The organism is Enterovibrio norvegicus (assembly GCF_002876705.1).
Lineage (GTDB): Bacteria > Pseudomonadota > Gammaproteobacteria > Enterobacterales > Vibrionaceae > Enterovibrio > Enterovibrio norvegicus_B.
The window spans coordinates 16,730-31,947 of record NZ_MDAG01000011.1 but is presented as its reverse complement, the minus strand read 5'-3'; the positions used below and the strand labels follow the sequence as shown (position 1 = coordinate 31,947).

At 47.3% G+C, this 15,218-nt stretch carries 14 protein-coding genes; 5 read left to right on the top strand and 9 right to left on the bottom strand.

Annotated elements, in window-relative coordinates; genetic code table 11:
• Positions 1 to 20: 20 nt before the first annotated feature.
• The 4 genes from rsmG to BCT27_RS06690 all read right to left on the bottom strand — a co-directional run bounded on the left by rsmG (position 21) and on the right by BCT27_RS06690 (position 4,335).
• Entirely contained in the window at positions 21 to 635 is a 615-nt protein-coding gene (gene rsmG, locus BCT27_RS06705; RefSeq protein WP_017010586.1) for a 16S rRNA (guanine(527)-N(7))-methyltransferase RsmG, read from the bottom strand.
• Positions 636 to 641: 6 nt separating this feature from the next.
• Entirely contained in the window at positions 642 to 2,531 is a 1,890-nt protein-coding gene (gene mnmG / locus BCT27_RS06700) for a tRNA uridine-5-carboxymethylaminomethyl(34) synthesis enzyme MnmG (RefSeq protein ID WP_102395370.1), read from the bottom strand.
• Between the two features lie 419 nt (positions 2,532 to 2,950).
• Entirely contained in the window at positions 2,951 to 3,397 is a 447-nt protein-coding gene (gene mioC, locus BCT27_RS06695) for an FMN-binding protein MioC (RefSeq protein ID WP_102395369.1), read from the bottom strand.
• 65 nt (positions 3,398 to 3,462) lie between these two features.
• Entirely contained in the window at positions 3,463 to 4,335 is an 873-nt protein-coding gene (locus BCT27_RS06690) for a GGDEF domain-containing protein (protein ID WP_241908522.1), read from the bottom strand.
• Between BCT27_RS06690 and BCT27_RS25810 the strand changes: the two genes are divergently transcribed.
• Entirely contained in the window at positions 4,315 to 4,737 is a 423-nt protein-coding gene (locus BCT27_RS25810) for a hypothetical protein (protein WP_241905077.1), read from the top strand. The genes BCT27_RS06690 and BCT27_RS25810 overlap by 21 nt on opposite strands.
• Here BCT27_RS25810 and mnmE read toward each other — a convergent pair.
• From mnmE to rpmH, 5 genes are all read right to left on the bottom strand, one after another.
• A complete protein-coding gene (gene mnmE / locus BCT27_RS06685) occupies positions 4,687 to 6,051 on the bottom strand; it encodes a tRNA uridine-5-carboxymethylaminomethyl(34) synthesis GTPase MnmE (protein WP_017010582.1) in 1,365 nt (454 codons plus the stop codon). The two genes, BCT27_RS25810 and mnmE, sit on opposite strands and share 51 nt — an antisense overlap.
• 180 nt (positions 6,052 to 6,231) lie before the next feature.
• Positions 6,232 to 7,851, bottom strand: coding sequence for a membrane protein insertase YidC (gene yidC / locus BCT27_RS06680; protein ID WP_102395367.1), 1,620 nt, complete (start codon positions 7,849 to 7,851; stop codon positions 6,232 to 6,234).
• Between the two features lie 2 nt (positions 7,852 to 7,853).
• Entirely contained in the window at positions 7,854 to 8,114 is a 261-nt protein-coding gene (gene yidD / locus BCT27_RS06675) for a membrane protein insertion efficiency factor YidD (protein ID WP_074926955.1), read from the bottom strand.
• A complete protein-coding gene (rnpA, locus tag BCT27_RS06670) occupies positions 8,078 to 8,437 on the bottom strand; it encodes a ribonuclease P protein component (protein WP_017010580.1) in 360 nt (119 codons plus the stop codon). Before rnpA ends, yidD begins: the two co-directional genes overlap by 37 nt.
• A gap of 13 nt (positions 8,438 to 8,450) precedes the next feature.
• Positions 8,451 to 8,585: a 50S ribosomal protein L34 gene (gene rpmH / locus BCT27_RS06665; protein WP_017010579.1), complete on the bottom strand. Its 135-nt coding sequence runs from the start codon at positions 8,583 to 8,585 to the stop codon at positions 8,451 to 8,453.
• 549 nt (positions 8,586 to 9,134) lie between these two features.
• Here rpmH and dnaA point away from each other — a divergent pair.
• Genes dnaA through gyrB form a run of 4 tightly spaced genes read left to right on the top strand, consistent with a single transcriptional unit; the run spans position 9,135 to position 15,146 of the window.
• On the top strand, positions 9,135 to 10,523 hold the full coding sequence (gene dnaA, locus BCT27_RS06660) for a chromosomal replication initiator protein DnaA (protein ID WP_017010578.1): 1,389 nt from the start codon (positions 9,135 to 9,137) through the stop codon (positions 10,521 to 10,523).
• 1 nt (position 10,524) lies between these two features.
• Positions 10,525 to 11,625 (top strand): DNA polymerase III subunit beta, encoded by a 1,101-nt coding sequence (gene dnaN / locus BCT27_RS06655; protein WP_102317221.1) that lies wholly within the window; start codon positions 10,525 to 10,527, stop codon positions 11,623 to 11,625.
• Position 11,626: 1 nt separating this feature from the next.
• Positions 11,627 to 12,709, top strand: coding sequence for a DNA replication/repair protein RecF (gene recF, locus BCT27_RS06650; protein WP_102390279.1), 1,083 nt, complete (start codon positions 11,627 to 11,629; stop codon positions 12,707 to 12,709).
• A 19-nt stretch (positions 12,710 to 12,728) separates the two neighbouring features.
• Complete coding sequence (gene gyrB, locus BCT27_RS06645) at positions 12,729 to 15,146, top strand: DNA topoisomerase (ATP-hydrolyzing) subunit B (RefSeq protein ID WP_102317219.1); 2,418 nt, start codon at positions 12,729 to 12,731, stop codon at positions 15,144 to 15,146.
• The last annotated feature ends 72 nt before the right edge of the window (positions 15,147 to 15,218 follow it).

Here is a 15,218-nt window from a genome sequence, read left to right as displayed (position 1 = left end):
GTAAACCTCGCCAGACAATCCTATTTAGCCAAGATTACTAGATGACGTTGCCCTTCCAATCCGGGAACAGTCAAAGGTTTGATATCGGTCACAGAACAATCAGCAGGTAGGGCATCAATCTCGACTTGGTCGACTTGTCCCTTCAATGCGAGAAAGTGACCGTTCGGTGCTGGCAAATGATGACACCAGCTGATCATATCGTTCATCGATGCAAACGCACGACTTAGTACACCATCAAAGCCAGCTTCCGATTGGAAGTCTTCAACACGGCTTTGAACCGGAGTGACATTGTCAATTTTCAGTTCATGAATGACCTGACGAATAAAACGAATACGTTTACCCAGACTATCAAGCAAGGTAAATGATTTTTCAGGGTTTACGATCGCGAGCGGGATCCCAGGAAGACCAGGACCTGTACCAACATCAATGAACGTTGATCCTTCCAAGTGTTGACTCACGACAATACTGTCCATGATGTGCTTGATGATCATTTCTTGAGGATCGCGTACTGACGTTAGGTTATACGCCTTGTTCCATTTGTGAAGCATTTCAACATAGCCGATCAATTGATCTTGTTGATGAGCAGGGATCTCCATCCCTGCTTGTTCAATGAGTTGCGCTAGACGTTGTTTCACAGCCTGTTAGGCTCCTTTTTTCAGCATGCCTTGTTTTTTCAAGTGCACCAAAAGAATAGAAATAGCGGCAGGTGTAATACCTGAAATGCGCGATGCTTTGCCGATAGTTTCTGGACGAGCATCTTTCAATTTTGCAATTACTTCATTAGATAAACCTTTGATTTGTTTGTAATCAAGGTCGATCGGCAATTGCGTATTCTCATGGCGAATCGATTTCTCTATCTCGTCTTTTTGACGATTGATATAGCCTTCGTACTTCACTTGAATTTCAACTTGTTCACGCGCTTGTTTATCATCATGAGCTGGCGCGAAGGCCGCTTGAGCGACAAGCTGATCGTACGTCACTTCAGGACGACGAAGTAGATCTTCACCGTTTGCTTCTCGTGTCATCGGCGCTTTTAAGATGCCATTGATCGCTTCAGCATGTTCAGAGGTTGGGTTCACCCAAATACCGCGAAGACGTTGTGCTTCTTGCTCGATATTTTCCAATTTCTGGTTGAAACGTGCCCAGCGCTCATCATCAACCAAGCCTAGCTGACGACCGACTTCGGTGAGGCGCAAATCTGCATTGTCTTCACGAAGTAACAAACGGTATTCCGCACGGGAGGTGAACATGCGGTACGGTTCCTTTGTGCCCATGGTCGACAAATCGTCGATCAACACGCCCATGTAAGCTTGGTCACGGCGTGGGCACCAGCCTTCTTTGTCCTGCGCATACAATGCAGCGTTTGCACCCGCTAACAAACCTTGAGCAGCGGCCTCTTCATAACCGGTAGTGCCGTTGATTTGGCCAGCGAAGAACAAGCCCTGCATGTGTTTCGTTTCAAAGGTTTGCTTGAGATCGCGGGGATCGAAGAAATCGTATTCAATCGCGTAACCTGGGCGGATCACACGTGCATTCTCAAAGCCTTTGATCGAATGAATGATCCCCATCTGCACATCAAAAGGCAGGCTGGTGGAAATACCATTCGGATACAGCTCGTGGGTAGTTAAGCCTTCAGGCTCAACAAAAATTTGGTGTTTATCTTTGTCCGCAAAGCGCATTACCTTGTCTTCAATCGACGGGCAATAGCGAGGGCCAATACCTTCAATCACACCAGCATACATCGGGCTGCGATCAAGGTTATTACGAATAACATCGTGTGTTTTTTCGTTCGTGTAAGTGATGTAACACGGTACCTGACGTGGATGGTCAGCAGTGCTACCCATGAAAGAAAACACCGGACGTGGTGTGTCGCCATGTTGCTCTTCCATCACACTAAAATCGACTGTACGCGCATCAATGCGAGGTGGCGTACCGGTTTTTAGTCGGTCAACACGGAACGGTAATTCACGCAGGCGATCAGCCAAAGCGATCGATGGAGGATCACCGGCACGACCACCTGAATAATTCTCTAGACCAATATGGATTTTCCCGCCGAGGAATGTCCCAACCGTCAAAACGACCGCTTTTGCGCGGAATTTAAGACCCATTTCCGTTACAACGCCAGTTACGCGATCTTTGTCAACGATCACATCGATAACTGCTTGTTGGAAAAGCATTAGGTTAGGTTGATTCTCAAGCGTTTCACGAACAGCCACCTTGTACAGTGCACGGTCTGCTTGTGCTCGTGTCGCACGAACAGCAGGCCCCTTAGATGCATTTAGCGTGCGGAACTGAATACCACCTTTGTCGATTGCACGGGCCATTAAGCCACCGAGTGCATCGACTTCTTTCACCAGATGTCCTTTTCCGATCCCGCCAATGGCTGGGTTACATGACATTTGCCCCAATGTATCAATGTTGTGCGTCAGCAACAGGGTTTGTTGACCCATACGTGCAGCAGCCAGTGCAGCTTCCGTACCTGCATGACCACCACCAACAACGATGACATCAAAGTTATCCTGGTAAAACATGGTGTGACCTCGAAAAAGGAAAGGTTGATCGATTGGTTGAGCAAAGGAGGATCATTCTACCGCTTTTCCTGAGGCGAGAGAACCAAAAGTGTGATCTTAGATCGTAGGGGGGCTCTTTAAAATATATAAAGATCTTTTAGATAGATCTTCTATTAGATCTTCTATTAAGAAAGCCGATCTTTGTGGATAACTGATAAATGATCAACATGATCATGCAGTTATTGAGGATCATTAGCTGTGTGATAGCTTGGATCAAACACGGTACTTCTTGGGATCAAAATGGCTAGTTATCAACAGGGGGAGAATGTGGATAAAGTTATTCTTGGGATAACTATAGGTTGATCACCGTTTAGATCTATAGTTATCCACAAAGGCAAGGTCACATTTTTGAATGTTTTTTGATGAGTGAAGAAGCCACTTTATTCACAAAATGACTTTTTCCACGTGGATAACCACACTTCTGCCGGTTCTTCTGGAAGCGGATCGTTAAGAATGTCTATCTCTAAGCGTGGCACATCACGCTTCGCTCCTAGCGAAGCAAGTAGATTATCAGCATGCTGGCCAGCGCCACAAAACGTGTCATAACTCGAGTCACCAATAGCAATAACGGCAAAATTGAGATGGTTTAAGCTCGGGGCTTGCTGCTCAAGTTCTTCCATTACTGGTGCTATGTTTTCTGGGTAATCGCCAGCACCGTGTGTAGAGGTGATAAGTAAAAGTCTCTTACTATCAATAATATCCGACAATTCACCGTCGTTAACGACGGTGACATTGTGTCCTTCATTGGTGAGCAAATCTGCAAGGTGATCGCCAACGTATTCAGCACCACCTAAGGTACTGCCTGTTAGCAAAGTGATCGTTGTCATGTGTTGTCTTCGTCTGATTGTCTTAGGTGGAATCAGTATTGAAGGGATAAGAAGGGCAAGTCAAGCTAACTCGTTTTATCGTAGTCTTTGTAGTTTAAGCTACTTTTACTCCTAGAGGAGAGAGATAAGATTTTGTTTTTACCACGTTTTTTTGCATTTTTTGCAGCTAGATATGCGTCGTCTATGAGCTGAGATCCTGATGAGCAGCTTTCATGTCGAGAAGAGATGCCAAGGCTTGCAGTGCGCTTTACGGCGGTATGTTCAAGTAAAATGACACTGCGGCAGACGGCAATTTTTAGTTGTTCAGCCACCTGCATGGCGTCTGTTTGCGCGGTTTCTTTTAGCAAAATGACAAACACATCGGCATGGAGCCGACCGATAGGCGTGCCTTGAGGAAGGTTTTCATTCAACAGCTTTGCAATGTGAACGAGCACGTGATCACCTGTCGTTCTTCCATGCATCTCATTGATTTGTCTAAAATCATCAATGTCTATGACGACCGCAGATAAAGACGCATCTTTACGAAGAGCTTGGTAATAGAGCTCGTCTGCTTGTTTATAGATGGTCTGACTGTTGGTGGTTTCTGTGAGTAAATCTTCGTGGATAAGTTTTCGCGAAGATTTATCAATACTATGCAAATCAACAAGATAAAAGTCAGTTAATGCCACTGAGGCAAGTACAAGTACGAGTACAACACACAAGTATGCGGCACGCGCGTTAGCATCGGTTAGCGCCAATATGGGGTCTTGTGCTGGTATGGTTTTGGCCAGAAAAAGCAGAACGATGGCTATTAACGAGAGAATATATCTCGGCATTCTGTCGTTAGGATCGAAGACTAAAACCACAGCTGTAGGAACCACTAGCAAGAGCAATTCGGTTTCAAAATTATCCGACAAGACAAACAAAGGGAGGGTAAATTGTTGGATGAAGAACGCCATGAAAATCCAGTATTTCGCCAGCCAAAGCATGCCTTCTCGGGTGAGCACGAACGTGATTGCAAAGATGAGCGCGAAGAGACCATTGAAAAGCGCGGCGGAAGCACTGCCAAACGCAAACCAAAACAATGCAGAAAACAGAAGTGTTCCGCCCGCACACAAGCAAGCCAGAAGGTTCACCATGCGAAGATGATGTATCTGAAGCTTGTCGCAGCGCGCTATGCCCAAATTAAGCATAGGGTTAAGGCTATTTATCATTCACGGTTGTCTTCGGTGGGATGTGTAGATAAGTGTAGCAAAGACGAGACAATATCGAGGGCAGAAAAAAAGCTGCCCGGAGGCAGCTTTAAAGGATTATTTACCGATACAGAAGGAGCTAAAGATCCTGCCAAGCAGATCATCTGAGCTAAATTCTCCAGTGATCTCGCTGAGGTGTTGCTGCGCGATCCTTAGCTCTTCCGCTAATATTTCGCCCGCCATATAGCCCTCAAGTTGGTCTTTTCCGGTATCTAGGTGGCGTGACGCGGCATCCAATGCTGCAAGGTGACGTCGGCGAGCCATGAAGCCGCCTTCTGTTGCACCTGAAAAGCCCATGCAGGCTTTCAAATGCTCACGAAGCGCATCCACCCCTACGCCTGTTTTTGCACTTAGGCGGATTAAGGTAGGTTGGCTTGCATGACAGATACCCAGTGACTCGCCGGTGACGTCGGCTTTATTGCGGATTACCGTCATGCCAATGTTTTCAGGTAGACGATCGATAAACTCTGGCCAAATGTCTTCTGGCGATGTGGCATCTGTTGTGGTGCCATCAACCATAAATAGCACGCGGTCTGCTTGTGTTATTTCATCCCAAGCGCGTTCAATACCAATACGTTCTACTTCGTCAGATGCATCGCGAAGGCCTGCGGTATCAATGATATGAAGCGGCATCCCATCAATGTGGATGTGTTCACGCAGTACGTCCCGTGTCGTCCCTGCAATGTCGGTAACGATGGCACTGTCTTTACCTGATAGGGCATTCAGTAGGCTGGATTTGCCGGCATTTGGGCGACCAGCAATGACCACTTTCATGCCTTCACGCATGATGGCACCTTGGTTCGCTTCTTTGCGCACATCGTTCAGTGAGTCGATGATGCCGTTGAGATCCGCCGCCACTTTACCGTCAGATAGAAAGTCGATTTCTTCGTCCGGGAAGTCGATAGCTGCTTCAACATAGATACGCAGGTGAATCAGTGATTCAACAAGGTGGTTAATCTTGTTAGAAAACGCCCCTTGAAGGCTCTGCAGTGCGCTTTTTGCCGCTTGTTCTGAGCTTGCATCAATCAGATCTGCAATGGCCTCCGCTTGCGCTAAATCCAGCTTGTCATTCAAAAAGGCACGCTCGGAAAACTCACCTGGCTTGGCGGTGCGCACACCCTCAATTGCCACAATGCGTTTGATCAGCATGTCCATGATCACAGGGCCGCCATGACCTTGCAGTTCGAGTACGTCTTCACCAGTGAACGAGTTTGGCGCTTGGAAATACAAGGCTATGCCTTGGTCTAGCGCTGCGCCTTGTTCATCTTTAAATGGCAAATATTCTGCACGACGAACAGGCAATTCTCGGCCTGTGACTGCCATGGCGACTTCTCTCGCTTTCGGTCCTGAAACGCGAACGATACCCACACCGCCGCGTCCTGGCGGGGTAGCTTGTGCGACGATAGTGTCTGTGTAACTCATGGTAGTTAAAACCTACTGATGAAAATTGCTGCTAGTGTAACCTCAAACTTTATCAATATGCAGACTTAAGCGTCATTGCAGACTGAAGACTTCTAGCGAAAAAGAGTGAGATTGGAAAATGCGTCTGGGCATAAACGAAGAAAGGCGGCCAATGGCCGCCTCGTCTTTATTCGTTACCACTTACTTACGGCTGTGAAGGCCTTTTTTCTCCAGCGCACGATAAATCAGTGTTTGCTGGATAAGCGTTACGATGTTCGATACCAACCAGTAAAGTACCAGGCCAGCTGGGAACCACAGGAAGAACACGGTGAACATTACAGGCATGAAGGTCATGATCTTCTGCTGCATCGGGTCCGTCACGGTGCTTGGGCTCATCTTCTGGATAAGGAACATTGAAGCACCCATCAGAAGTGGCAGCACGTAGTATGGATCCGGTGCTGACAAATCTTGAATCCAAAGCATGAATGGCGCGTGACGCAGTTCTACCGATTCCATCAATGCCCAGTAAAGCGCAATGAAGATTGGCATTTGAAGGATAAGAGGAAGACAGCCACCCAATGGGTTCACTTTCTCTTTCTTATACAGCTCCATCATTTCTTGGCTCATGCGCTGGCGGTCATCGCCAATACGCTCACGCATTTCAGCCAACTTAGGCTGCAGCATGCGCATTTTCGCCATTGAGGTGTACTGCGCTTTGGTCAGCGGGTACATCGCACCACGAACGATGAAGGTCAATAGGATGATCGCAAAGCCCCAGTTACCAACGAAGCCATGAATGGTTGCTAGCAACCAGTGCAGTGGGCTTGCAATGAACCACAACCAACCGTAATCAACCGTTAGGTTAAGGTTAGGTGCGGTCGCTTCCATTTGGTCTTGTAGCTTAGGACCTACCCACAAGGTTGAATCCAACGTAGTTTCAGTACCAGCAGCAACCGTGGTTGTTGGGTAGCGAACACCGATGAAACCTTGACCATTGCTGGTACGGGTATACAGATTTGCTTCACCTTCAGCGTGTGGGATCCAAGCAGCAACAAAGTAGTGTTGCATCATGGCAGCCCAGCCGTCGTTGGCGATAGTCAGGTTAAGATTCTTATCCTGCATGTCGTCAAAGCTGTATTTTTTGTATTTAGTGTCATCTGCAGAGTATGCGCCACCACGGTAGGTAGGCATGGTCAAGCTGCCGCCATCATCAAGCAGGTTTTGCTTAAGTTGTGCGTACATTTGAACAGATGCAGGCTTGTCAGTTTCATTATTGATGGTGTAGTCCACGCCAACGGCGTAGTCACCACGTTTCATCACGAACACTTTGGTGTATTCGATGCCGTCTTTCGACACGGTTAATGGCACACGAAGCTCATCTTGGCCATCAGCAAGTGTAAATTCAGTTGCTGTGGTTGAGAATTGTGCACGGCCATTTAACGTATCGATGCCGTTAGGGCCAATGAGGCCACTTTGTGCAACGAATGCATGATCAGGCTGGTTTTTCAGCAGAACAAATTTGTCCTCAGAGCCGAATGCCGCGTCATATTTTTCCAATTCCGCACGAATGACATCACCGCCAAGCGTATCAACAGTCAGAGTCAATACATCGGTATGGATAGTGATCAGCTTGTTAGAGACTGAATCCTGAGTCAGAGGCTGAGAAGCATCTGAACTGGCGGGTACATCACCACTGTGTTGTGCTTGCTGCGTTACGCCCGGTCCCTGTGGTTGAGGGGTGTTTGCTTCATTCCAGTTGAGGTACAACATGAATGAAACGAACATTAGGGCAATCAACAGGATATTGCGTTGAGAATCCATTGCTAATTGTCTCGATTATGAGGATGACGCGGGGGCACAGGATCGTACCCACCATGATTAAGAGGATGGCATTTTAATAGACGTTTGCTAGCGAACCAACACCCTTTTACAACACCGTGACGGTTGACCGCTTCTATGGCGTATTGGGAGCATGTCGGCGTGAAACGACATCTAGGCCCTAGAAGGGGGCTGATGAGGAGTTGGTATCCGCGAAACAGTCCAGTGACTATTTTTTTCGCGGCGGTCGAGATAAACGTTGCCATAATTTATCGAGCAGCACACTCAGTTCTTCGTTACTGAGCTCATTGGCACTTTTCTTAGCAATTACAACAAAATCTTTCGCAGGCAACGAATGTTGATGCAGGCGAAAACTTTCGCGAACTAAACGCTTAAAGCGGTTGCGGTCGACAGCAAGTTTGATTTGTTTTTTTGGCACTGCCTGTCCCATACGAGGATGGTCAAGCGTGTTATTGCGCGCAAGAATGGTTAAGTGTGGTGAGCCAGCGCGATGAGGTTGCTGGAAGACAGAGTTGAAATGTGCGGGAGTTAACAGACGTAACTCCCGACAAAAAGCGAACTTATTCACAAATCACTAGTGATTATTTAGAAAGTTGCTTACGGCCTTTCGCACGGCGAGCGGCAATAACCTTACGGCCATTCTTAGTTGCCATGCGTGCACGGAAACCGTGTGAGCGCTTACGCTTTAGAACGGAAGGTTGAAAAGTGCGTTTCATGGTTTCTACCTTAATTACTGATCAGTTTTTAGGTTTGTTAACCCGACGTGGGACTAAAGTCCGACGCCTCTCAACAAAGAGGGCGGATTGTAATCACTGACCGAGTTATAGTCAATAATGTATAAACCAGAAATGGCCACAATCCGAACTCTTGGGCGCGTAATTATACGGATTCGAAAAGTTAGCGCAAGGATCCTTCACCGATCTTATCCACTTTTCCTTGTGTGAAGGCTGTAACTTTTCATTGGACAAGTCTGGTATAAGAAGTGGAAATATGATCTTTACTGCAAATCTGTTTAATTTGATCGTGTGAAATATTTTGTGGACCAAACTGAAAACTACTGTGATCAGTTCTACACTATTTCGACCGTAAAGTGCCTCAATCTGTGAGTAACTGGGGTGAAACCCGTGCAGATCGGCAAGTAAATTGTGCGATCTGTGTGTATAACTTCGATCTTATTCACTGCAAAAGGGATCTTCTCTCTAGCGATCCTTGTCGTAGAAGTATAAAATTGCTTCCCTTTTCATTTATCGAGTGTGGAGTCAGACGTGTCATCTTCGCTTTGGTTGCAGTGCCTTCAGCGCCTTCAAGAGGATCTACCTGCAACAGAATTCAGCATGTGGGTTCGACCGCTTCAGGCGGAGTTAAATGACAACACCTTGACTTTGTTTGCACCAAACCGTTTTGTACTGGACTGGGTGAGAGATAAATATCTCAACAGTATCAACCAGCTACTCAACGAGTTTTGCGGTGTAGATATGCCTGTGTTGCGTTTTGAAGTCGGCAGTAAACGTGTCGCCCCTGTTGCGCCACCGAGTCAACCCGTCGCACCCGCGCCGTCTGCTCCTGTTGCGAGACCGAGTGTCGGTCGCACATGGGAACCTGCGCCTTCACCGGTTCAGTCAGACGTTAATCACAGATCAAATGTTAACCCTAAGCACAAGTTCACCAACTTTGTTGAGGGTAAATCAAACCAATTGGCGTTAGCGGCTGCACGACAAGTCGCCGATAACCCAGGCGCGGCTTATAACCCTCTTTTCTTATACGGCGGGACAGGTCTAGGTAAAACTCACTTGTTACACGCTGTGGGTAATGCGATCAGCGATCGTAAAGTCGACGCTCGTGTGGTGTACATGCACTCTGAGCGTTTCGTTCAAGACATGGTAAAAGCACTACAAAACAACCAAATTGAAGAATTTAAACGCTATTACCGCAGCGTTGATGCCTTGCTTATCGATGACATTCAATTTTTTGCGAACAAAGAACGTTCGCAGGAAGAGTTCTTTCATACCTTTAATGCATTGCTAGAAGGTAACCAGCAGATCATTCTAACGTCTGACCGTTATCCGAAAGAGATCAACGGCGTTGAAGATCGTCTCAAGTCTCGCTTTGGTTGGGGTTTGACGGTTGCGATCGAGCCACCAGAGCTCGAAACGCGCGTGGCAATTTTGATGAAGAAGGCGGAAGACCACAACATTCGTTTGCCGGATGAAGTGGCATTTTTCATTGCGAAACGCCTCCGTTCGAATGTTCGAGAGCTTGAAGGCGCGCTTAACCGCGTGATAGCGAATGCTAACTTCACGGGCCGTGCTATCACCATTGATTTCGTGCGTGAAGCACTGCGAGATCTGCTCGCGCTTCAAGAAAAACTGGTTACCATCGATAACATTCAGAAGACTGTTGCTGAATATTATAAAATTAAGATGGCTGACCTATTATCTAAGCGTCGTAGCCGCTCCGTAGCACGTCCTCGCCAAGTGGCAATGGCGTTGTCAAAAGAGCTCACAAACCATAGCTTGCCGGAAATTGGTGATGCATTTGGTGGGCGCGATCATACTACGGTACTTCATGCGTGCCGAAAGATTGAACAGTTGCGCGAAGAAAGCCACGATATAAAAGAAGATTATTCAAACCTGATCCGGACTCTGTCGTCATAATATGAAATTTACACTTACTCGCGACGTATTCTTAAAGCCATTGCAGCAGGTTTCTGGTGCGCTTGGTGGTCGACCAACTCTGCCGATTCTTGGCAACATTCTTCTTAAAGTAGATGCGGGTCAACTGACGATGACGTGCACCGATCTCGAAGTTGAATTGATTGCGTCTTTGCCGCTTGAAGGTGAAGTAGAAGATGGTGCGGTGACTGTGCCTTCTCGTAAGTTCCTCGACATCTGTCGTGGTCTTCCTGATAGCGCACCCATTAATTTTACGGCGGAAGGTGATCGTGCGGTTATTCGCTCTGGCCGCAGTCGATTCACGCTATCTACGTTGCCAGCCGCTGATTTTCCGAACATTGAAGATTGGCAAAGCACGGTCGAATTTACCTTGTCTCAAGGCAAGTTACGCCAGCTTATTGAAAGCACCGCGTTTTCAATGGCAAACCAAGACGTGCGTTATTTCCTAAATGGCATGTTGCTTGAAACTGACGGCACTACGCTTCGTAGCGTAGCGACCGATGGTCACCGCATGGCGGTGGGCACAACAGCACTAGAAAGCAGCCTAGAGAATCAACAAGTCATCGTTCCACGCAAAGGCGTGACGGAATTGATGCGCTTGTTGGATCATCCAGACGCACCTGTGACGATTCAAATTGGTAGTGCGAACATTCGTGCGCAAGTGAATCAGTTTATTTTTACCTCTAAACTGGTTGATGGTCGTTTTCCTGACTATCGTCGCGTGATGCCTCAGTCTTCCAATAAGACAATGGAAGCGGGGTGTGATGAATTGCGCCAGGCTTTCTCTCGTGCCGCTATCTTATCAAATGAAAAATTCCGCGGTGTGCGCCTTAACGTCAGCAATGGCCAATTGCGCATTTCTGCTCATAACCCTGAGCAAGAAGAAGCTGAAGAGTTTGTTGATGTCGATTACCAAGGCGAAGAATTGGAGATTGGCTTTAACGTCAGTTATGTGCTCGACGTGCTGAATACGCTCAAGTGCGATCAGGTACGTTTCTCTATGACGGACGGTACCGCAAGTACCTTGGTGGAAGACAGTAACAGTGATGACGCCATGTATGTGGTAATGCCAATCCGTCTATAACATGGCACTAACCCGATTATCCGTACACGATTTACGAAATATTGAAGCCTGTGACCTTAGCCTGTCATCAGGCTTCAATTTTCTTGTCGGGCCGAATGGCAGCGGTAAAACCAGTGTTTTGGAAGCCGTTTACTATTTAGGCCATGGGCGTTCGTTTCGAAGTCAATTGACGGGCCGTGTGATTAGGCATCAGCAAGAGAGATTAGTGGTGCATGGTCGCGTGGTTTCAAGTGACTCAGACACGCTGTTGCCCGTCGGTTTACAGAAGAACAGAGATGGCTCCACTGACGTAAAAATTGGTGAAGAAAAGGGTCAGAAATTGGTGCAACTGGCGGAAGTGCTTCCCATGCAATTGATTACCCCAGAAGGGTTCGAGTTGCTGACAGGTGGCCCTAAATTTCGTCGTGCCTTTATCGACTGGGGCGTGTTCCACGTGGAACCCCAGTTTTACCCAGTTTGGTCGCGTGTGAAGCGATTGACCAAACAACGCAATGCACTGTTGAAAACAGCACGAAGCTATCGAGAGCTCAGTTATTGGGATGCTGAATTGGCCCCGTTAGCGAATCAGATCGATCAGTGGAGGCGGGAATATATTAACAAACTCGCTGAGCGTGCTTCTGCATTGTGTCAGGCTTTTTTGCCTGAATACGACATTAAACTCAGCTATTCACGTGGCTGGGAGAAAGACACAGATTATGCCGAATTGCTGCGTGATAATTTTCTTCGCGACCAGCAGTTAGGTTATACAGTCAGTGGCCCACACAAATCTGATTTGCGCTTGCGTATTAACAATACGCCGGTCGAAGACGTGCTGTCTCGTGGTCAACTCAAACTGATGGTGTGTGCACTGCGCTTAGCGCAGGGCCAACAGCTTACTGAAGACAAAGGTAAGCAATGTATCTATCTGATAGATGATTTTGCGTCTGAGCTGGATAGCCAGCGTCGGGCGCTCTTGGCTGAGCAGTTAAAAGCCACCGGTGCGCAAGTATTTGTAAGTGCCATTAGTGCCGATCAGGTCGCTGAAATGTCCGACGAAAATAGTAAGATGTTTCATGTGGAACACGGTAAAATAGCCGCAGAATAAATTAAGCGAGAGTAACTCAATGTCCAACAATTACGATTCATCGAGTATCAAGGTACTCAAGGGTCTGGATGCAGTACGAAAGCGTCCGGGGATGTACATCGGTGATACTGACGACGGTACCGGTTTGCACCACATGGTCTTTGAGGTCGTCGATAACTCAATCGATGAGGCTCTTGCTGGTCATTGTAATGATATCGTGGTTACCATCCACGAAGACGGCTCTGTTTCAGTAAAAGATGATGGTCGTGGTATCCCTGTTGATATCCACGAAGAAGAAGGCGTATCAGCGGCTGAAGTTATCATGACGGTACTTCACGCAGGCGGTAAGTTCGATGATAACTCGTACAAAGTATCGGGTGGTCTTCACGGTGTAGGTGTGTCGGTTGTAAACGCCCTTTCTGAGAAGCTTGAGCTTACGATTTGGCGTCATGGTCAAGTGCATCAGCAGATTTATGTGCACGGTGTTCCTGAAGCGCCTTTGGGCCCGATTGGCGACACTGACGAAACCGGTACTCGCATCCGTTTCTGGCCATCAGGTGAGACCTTCACTGATCTTCTCTTCCATTATGACATCTTGGCGAAACGCCTACGTGAGTTATCATTCCTAAACTCTGGCGTGTCTATTCGTCTTGTTGACGAACGCGAAGAAGACAAGAGTGACCACTTTACTTACGAAGGTGGTATCCGCGCTTTCGTAGAGCACTTGAACCGCAACAAAAACCCAATTCACCCATCAGTGTTCCATTTTGAGCATGAGCGTGAAGATGGCGTGACCGTTGAAGTGTCTATGCAGTGGAACGATGGTTTCCAGGAAAACATTTACTGCTTTACTAACAACATCCCTCAACGCGATGGTGGTACACACCTTGCAGGTTTCCGCGCAGCCTTGACGCGTACGCTCAATAGCTACATGGAAAAAGAGGGTTACTCGAAGAAAGCCAACGCAGCCACATCAGGTGATGATGCGCGTGAAGGTCTGACCGCTGTCGTATCGGTAAAAGTACCGGATCCAAAATTCTCGAGCCAAACAAAAGATAAACTGGTTTCTTCAGAAGTGAAGTCTGCGGTTGAATCGGCAATGAACGAAAAATTGAGTGAGTTCCTGATTGAGAGCCCTCAAGACGCTAAAATCGTTTGTTCAAAAATTATTGATGCAGCACGTGCGCGTGAAGCAGCGCGTAAAGCGCGTGAAATGACACGTCGTAAAGGCGCGTTAGATTTAGGTGGTCTGCCAGGTAAGTTGGCTGACTGCCAAGAGAAAGACCCTGCACTGTCTGAACTGTACATAGTGGAAGGGGACTCTGCTGGCGGTTCAGCCAAGCAGGGTCGTAACCGTAAGAACCAAGCGATTCTTCCTCTTAAAGGTAAAATCCTTAACGTAGAAAAAGCGCGTTTCGACAAAATGCTGTCTTCTCAAGAAGTGACCACGCTGATCACTGCGATGGGTTGTGGTATCGGTCGCGATGAATACAACCCGGATAAACTGCGTTACCACAGCATCATCATCATGACCGATGCTGACGTCGATGGTTCGCACATCCGTACGCTACTATTGACCTTCTTCTACCGTCAAATGCCTGAGCTGATTGAGCGTGGTTACATCTACATCGCTCAACCACCATTGTATAAAGTGAAGAAAGGCAAGCAAGAGCAATACATCAAAGACGATGAAGCGATGGAGCAGTACCAAGTATCGCTTGCGCTAGAAAATGCCTCTTTGTTTGTTAACCAAGATGCACCTGCACTTAGCGGCCTAGCACTTGAAGAGTTGATTCAAAAGTATAATGGCGTCATGAAGTTGATTAGCCGCATGGAGCGTCGTTATCCTTCAGCGTTGCTAAACGAGCTTGTTTACCAACCACGTTTGTCTGTTGATCAGCTTCAAAGCGAAGCGAACGTTCAAGCTTGGATTGAGAACATCGTTGCGGTTCTGAATAAGAACTCTTCTGGCGAAAGTCAGTACAGCTCAATCATCAAGTTTGATGAAGAGCATAATGCGTATCAGCCTGAACTTATCGTACGTACTCACGGTGTCGACCATGAATACCTCATCAGCTACGATCTGTTGAACTCGAAAGAGTATGGCCGCATCGCTGACCTGTCTGAAGCACTTGATGGTTTGCTAGATGATACAGCATACATCCAACGTGGTGAGCGTAAGCAACCGGTTAAGAGCTTTGCTGATGCACTGGCTTGGTTGATTAAAGAATCGAACCGTGGTCTTTCTCGCCAGCGCTATAAAGGTCTTGGCGAAATGAACCCTGATCAGCTTTGGGAAACTACAATGGATCCTGATTCTCGTCGAATGCTGCGTGTGACCATCAATGATGCAGTCGCAGCCGATGAGTTGTTCACAACCCTGATGGGCGACCATGTTGAACCACGTCGTGCGTTCATTGAAGACAACGCGCTGAAAGTAGCAAACCTAGACGTCTAGTGAGTTGTTTTACAGCGTTCGCTGCTTAAAATCTGTGTATCAAACGCCGCATTAGCGGCGTTTTTTTTACGT

What these genes read in the sequence shown, in the direction of transcription:
- mioC (WP_102395369.1), bottom strand. Translation starts at nt 3,397, where the DNA reads ATGACAACGATCACTTTGCTAACAGGCAGTACCTTAGGTGGTGCTGAA.
- mnmE (WP_017010582.1), bottom strand. Translation starts at nt 6,051, where the DNA reads ATGAGTTACACAGACACTATCGTCGCACAAGCTACCCCGCCAGGACGC.
- dnaN (WP_102317221.1), top strand. Translation starts at nt 10,525, where the DNA reads ATGAAATTTACACTTACTCGCGACGTATTCTTAAAGCCATTGCAGCAG.
- yidD (WP_074926955.1), bottom strand. Translation starts at nt 8,114, where the DNA reads ATGGCAACGTTTATCTCGACCGCCGCGAAAAAAATAGTCACTGGACTG.
- gyrB (WP_102317219.1), top strand. Translation starts at nt 12,729, where the DNA reads ATGTCCAACAATTACGATTCATCGAGTATCAAGGTACTCAAGGGTCTG.
- recF (WP_102390279.1), top strand. Translation starts at nt 11,627, where the DNA reads ATGGCACTAACCCGATTATCCGTACACGATTTACGAAATATTGAAGCC.
- mnmG (WP_102395370.1), bottom strand. Translation starts at nt 2,531, where the DNA reads ATGTTTTACCAGGATAACTTTGATGTCATCGTTGTTGGTGGTGGTCAT.
- rpmH (WP_017010579.1), bottom strand. Translation starts at nt 8,585, where the DNA reads ATGAAACGCACTTTTCAACCTTCCGTTCTAAAGCGTAAGCGCTCACAC.
- yidC (WP_102395367.1), bottom strand. Translation starts at nt 7,851, where the DNA reads ATGGATTCTCAACGCAATATCCTGTTGATTGCCCTAATGTTCGTTTCA.
- BCT27_RS06690 (WP_241908522.1), bottom strand. Translation starts at nt 4,335, where the DNA reads ATGGCGTTCTTCATCCAACAATTTACCCTCCCTTTGTTTGTCTTGTCG.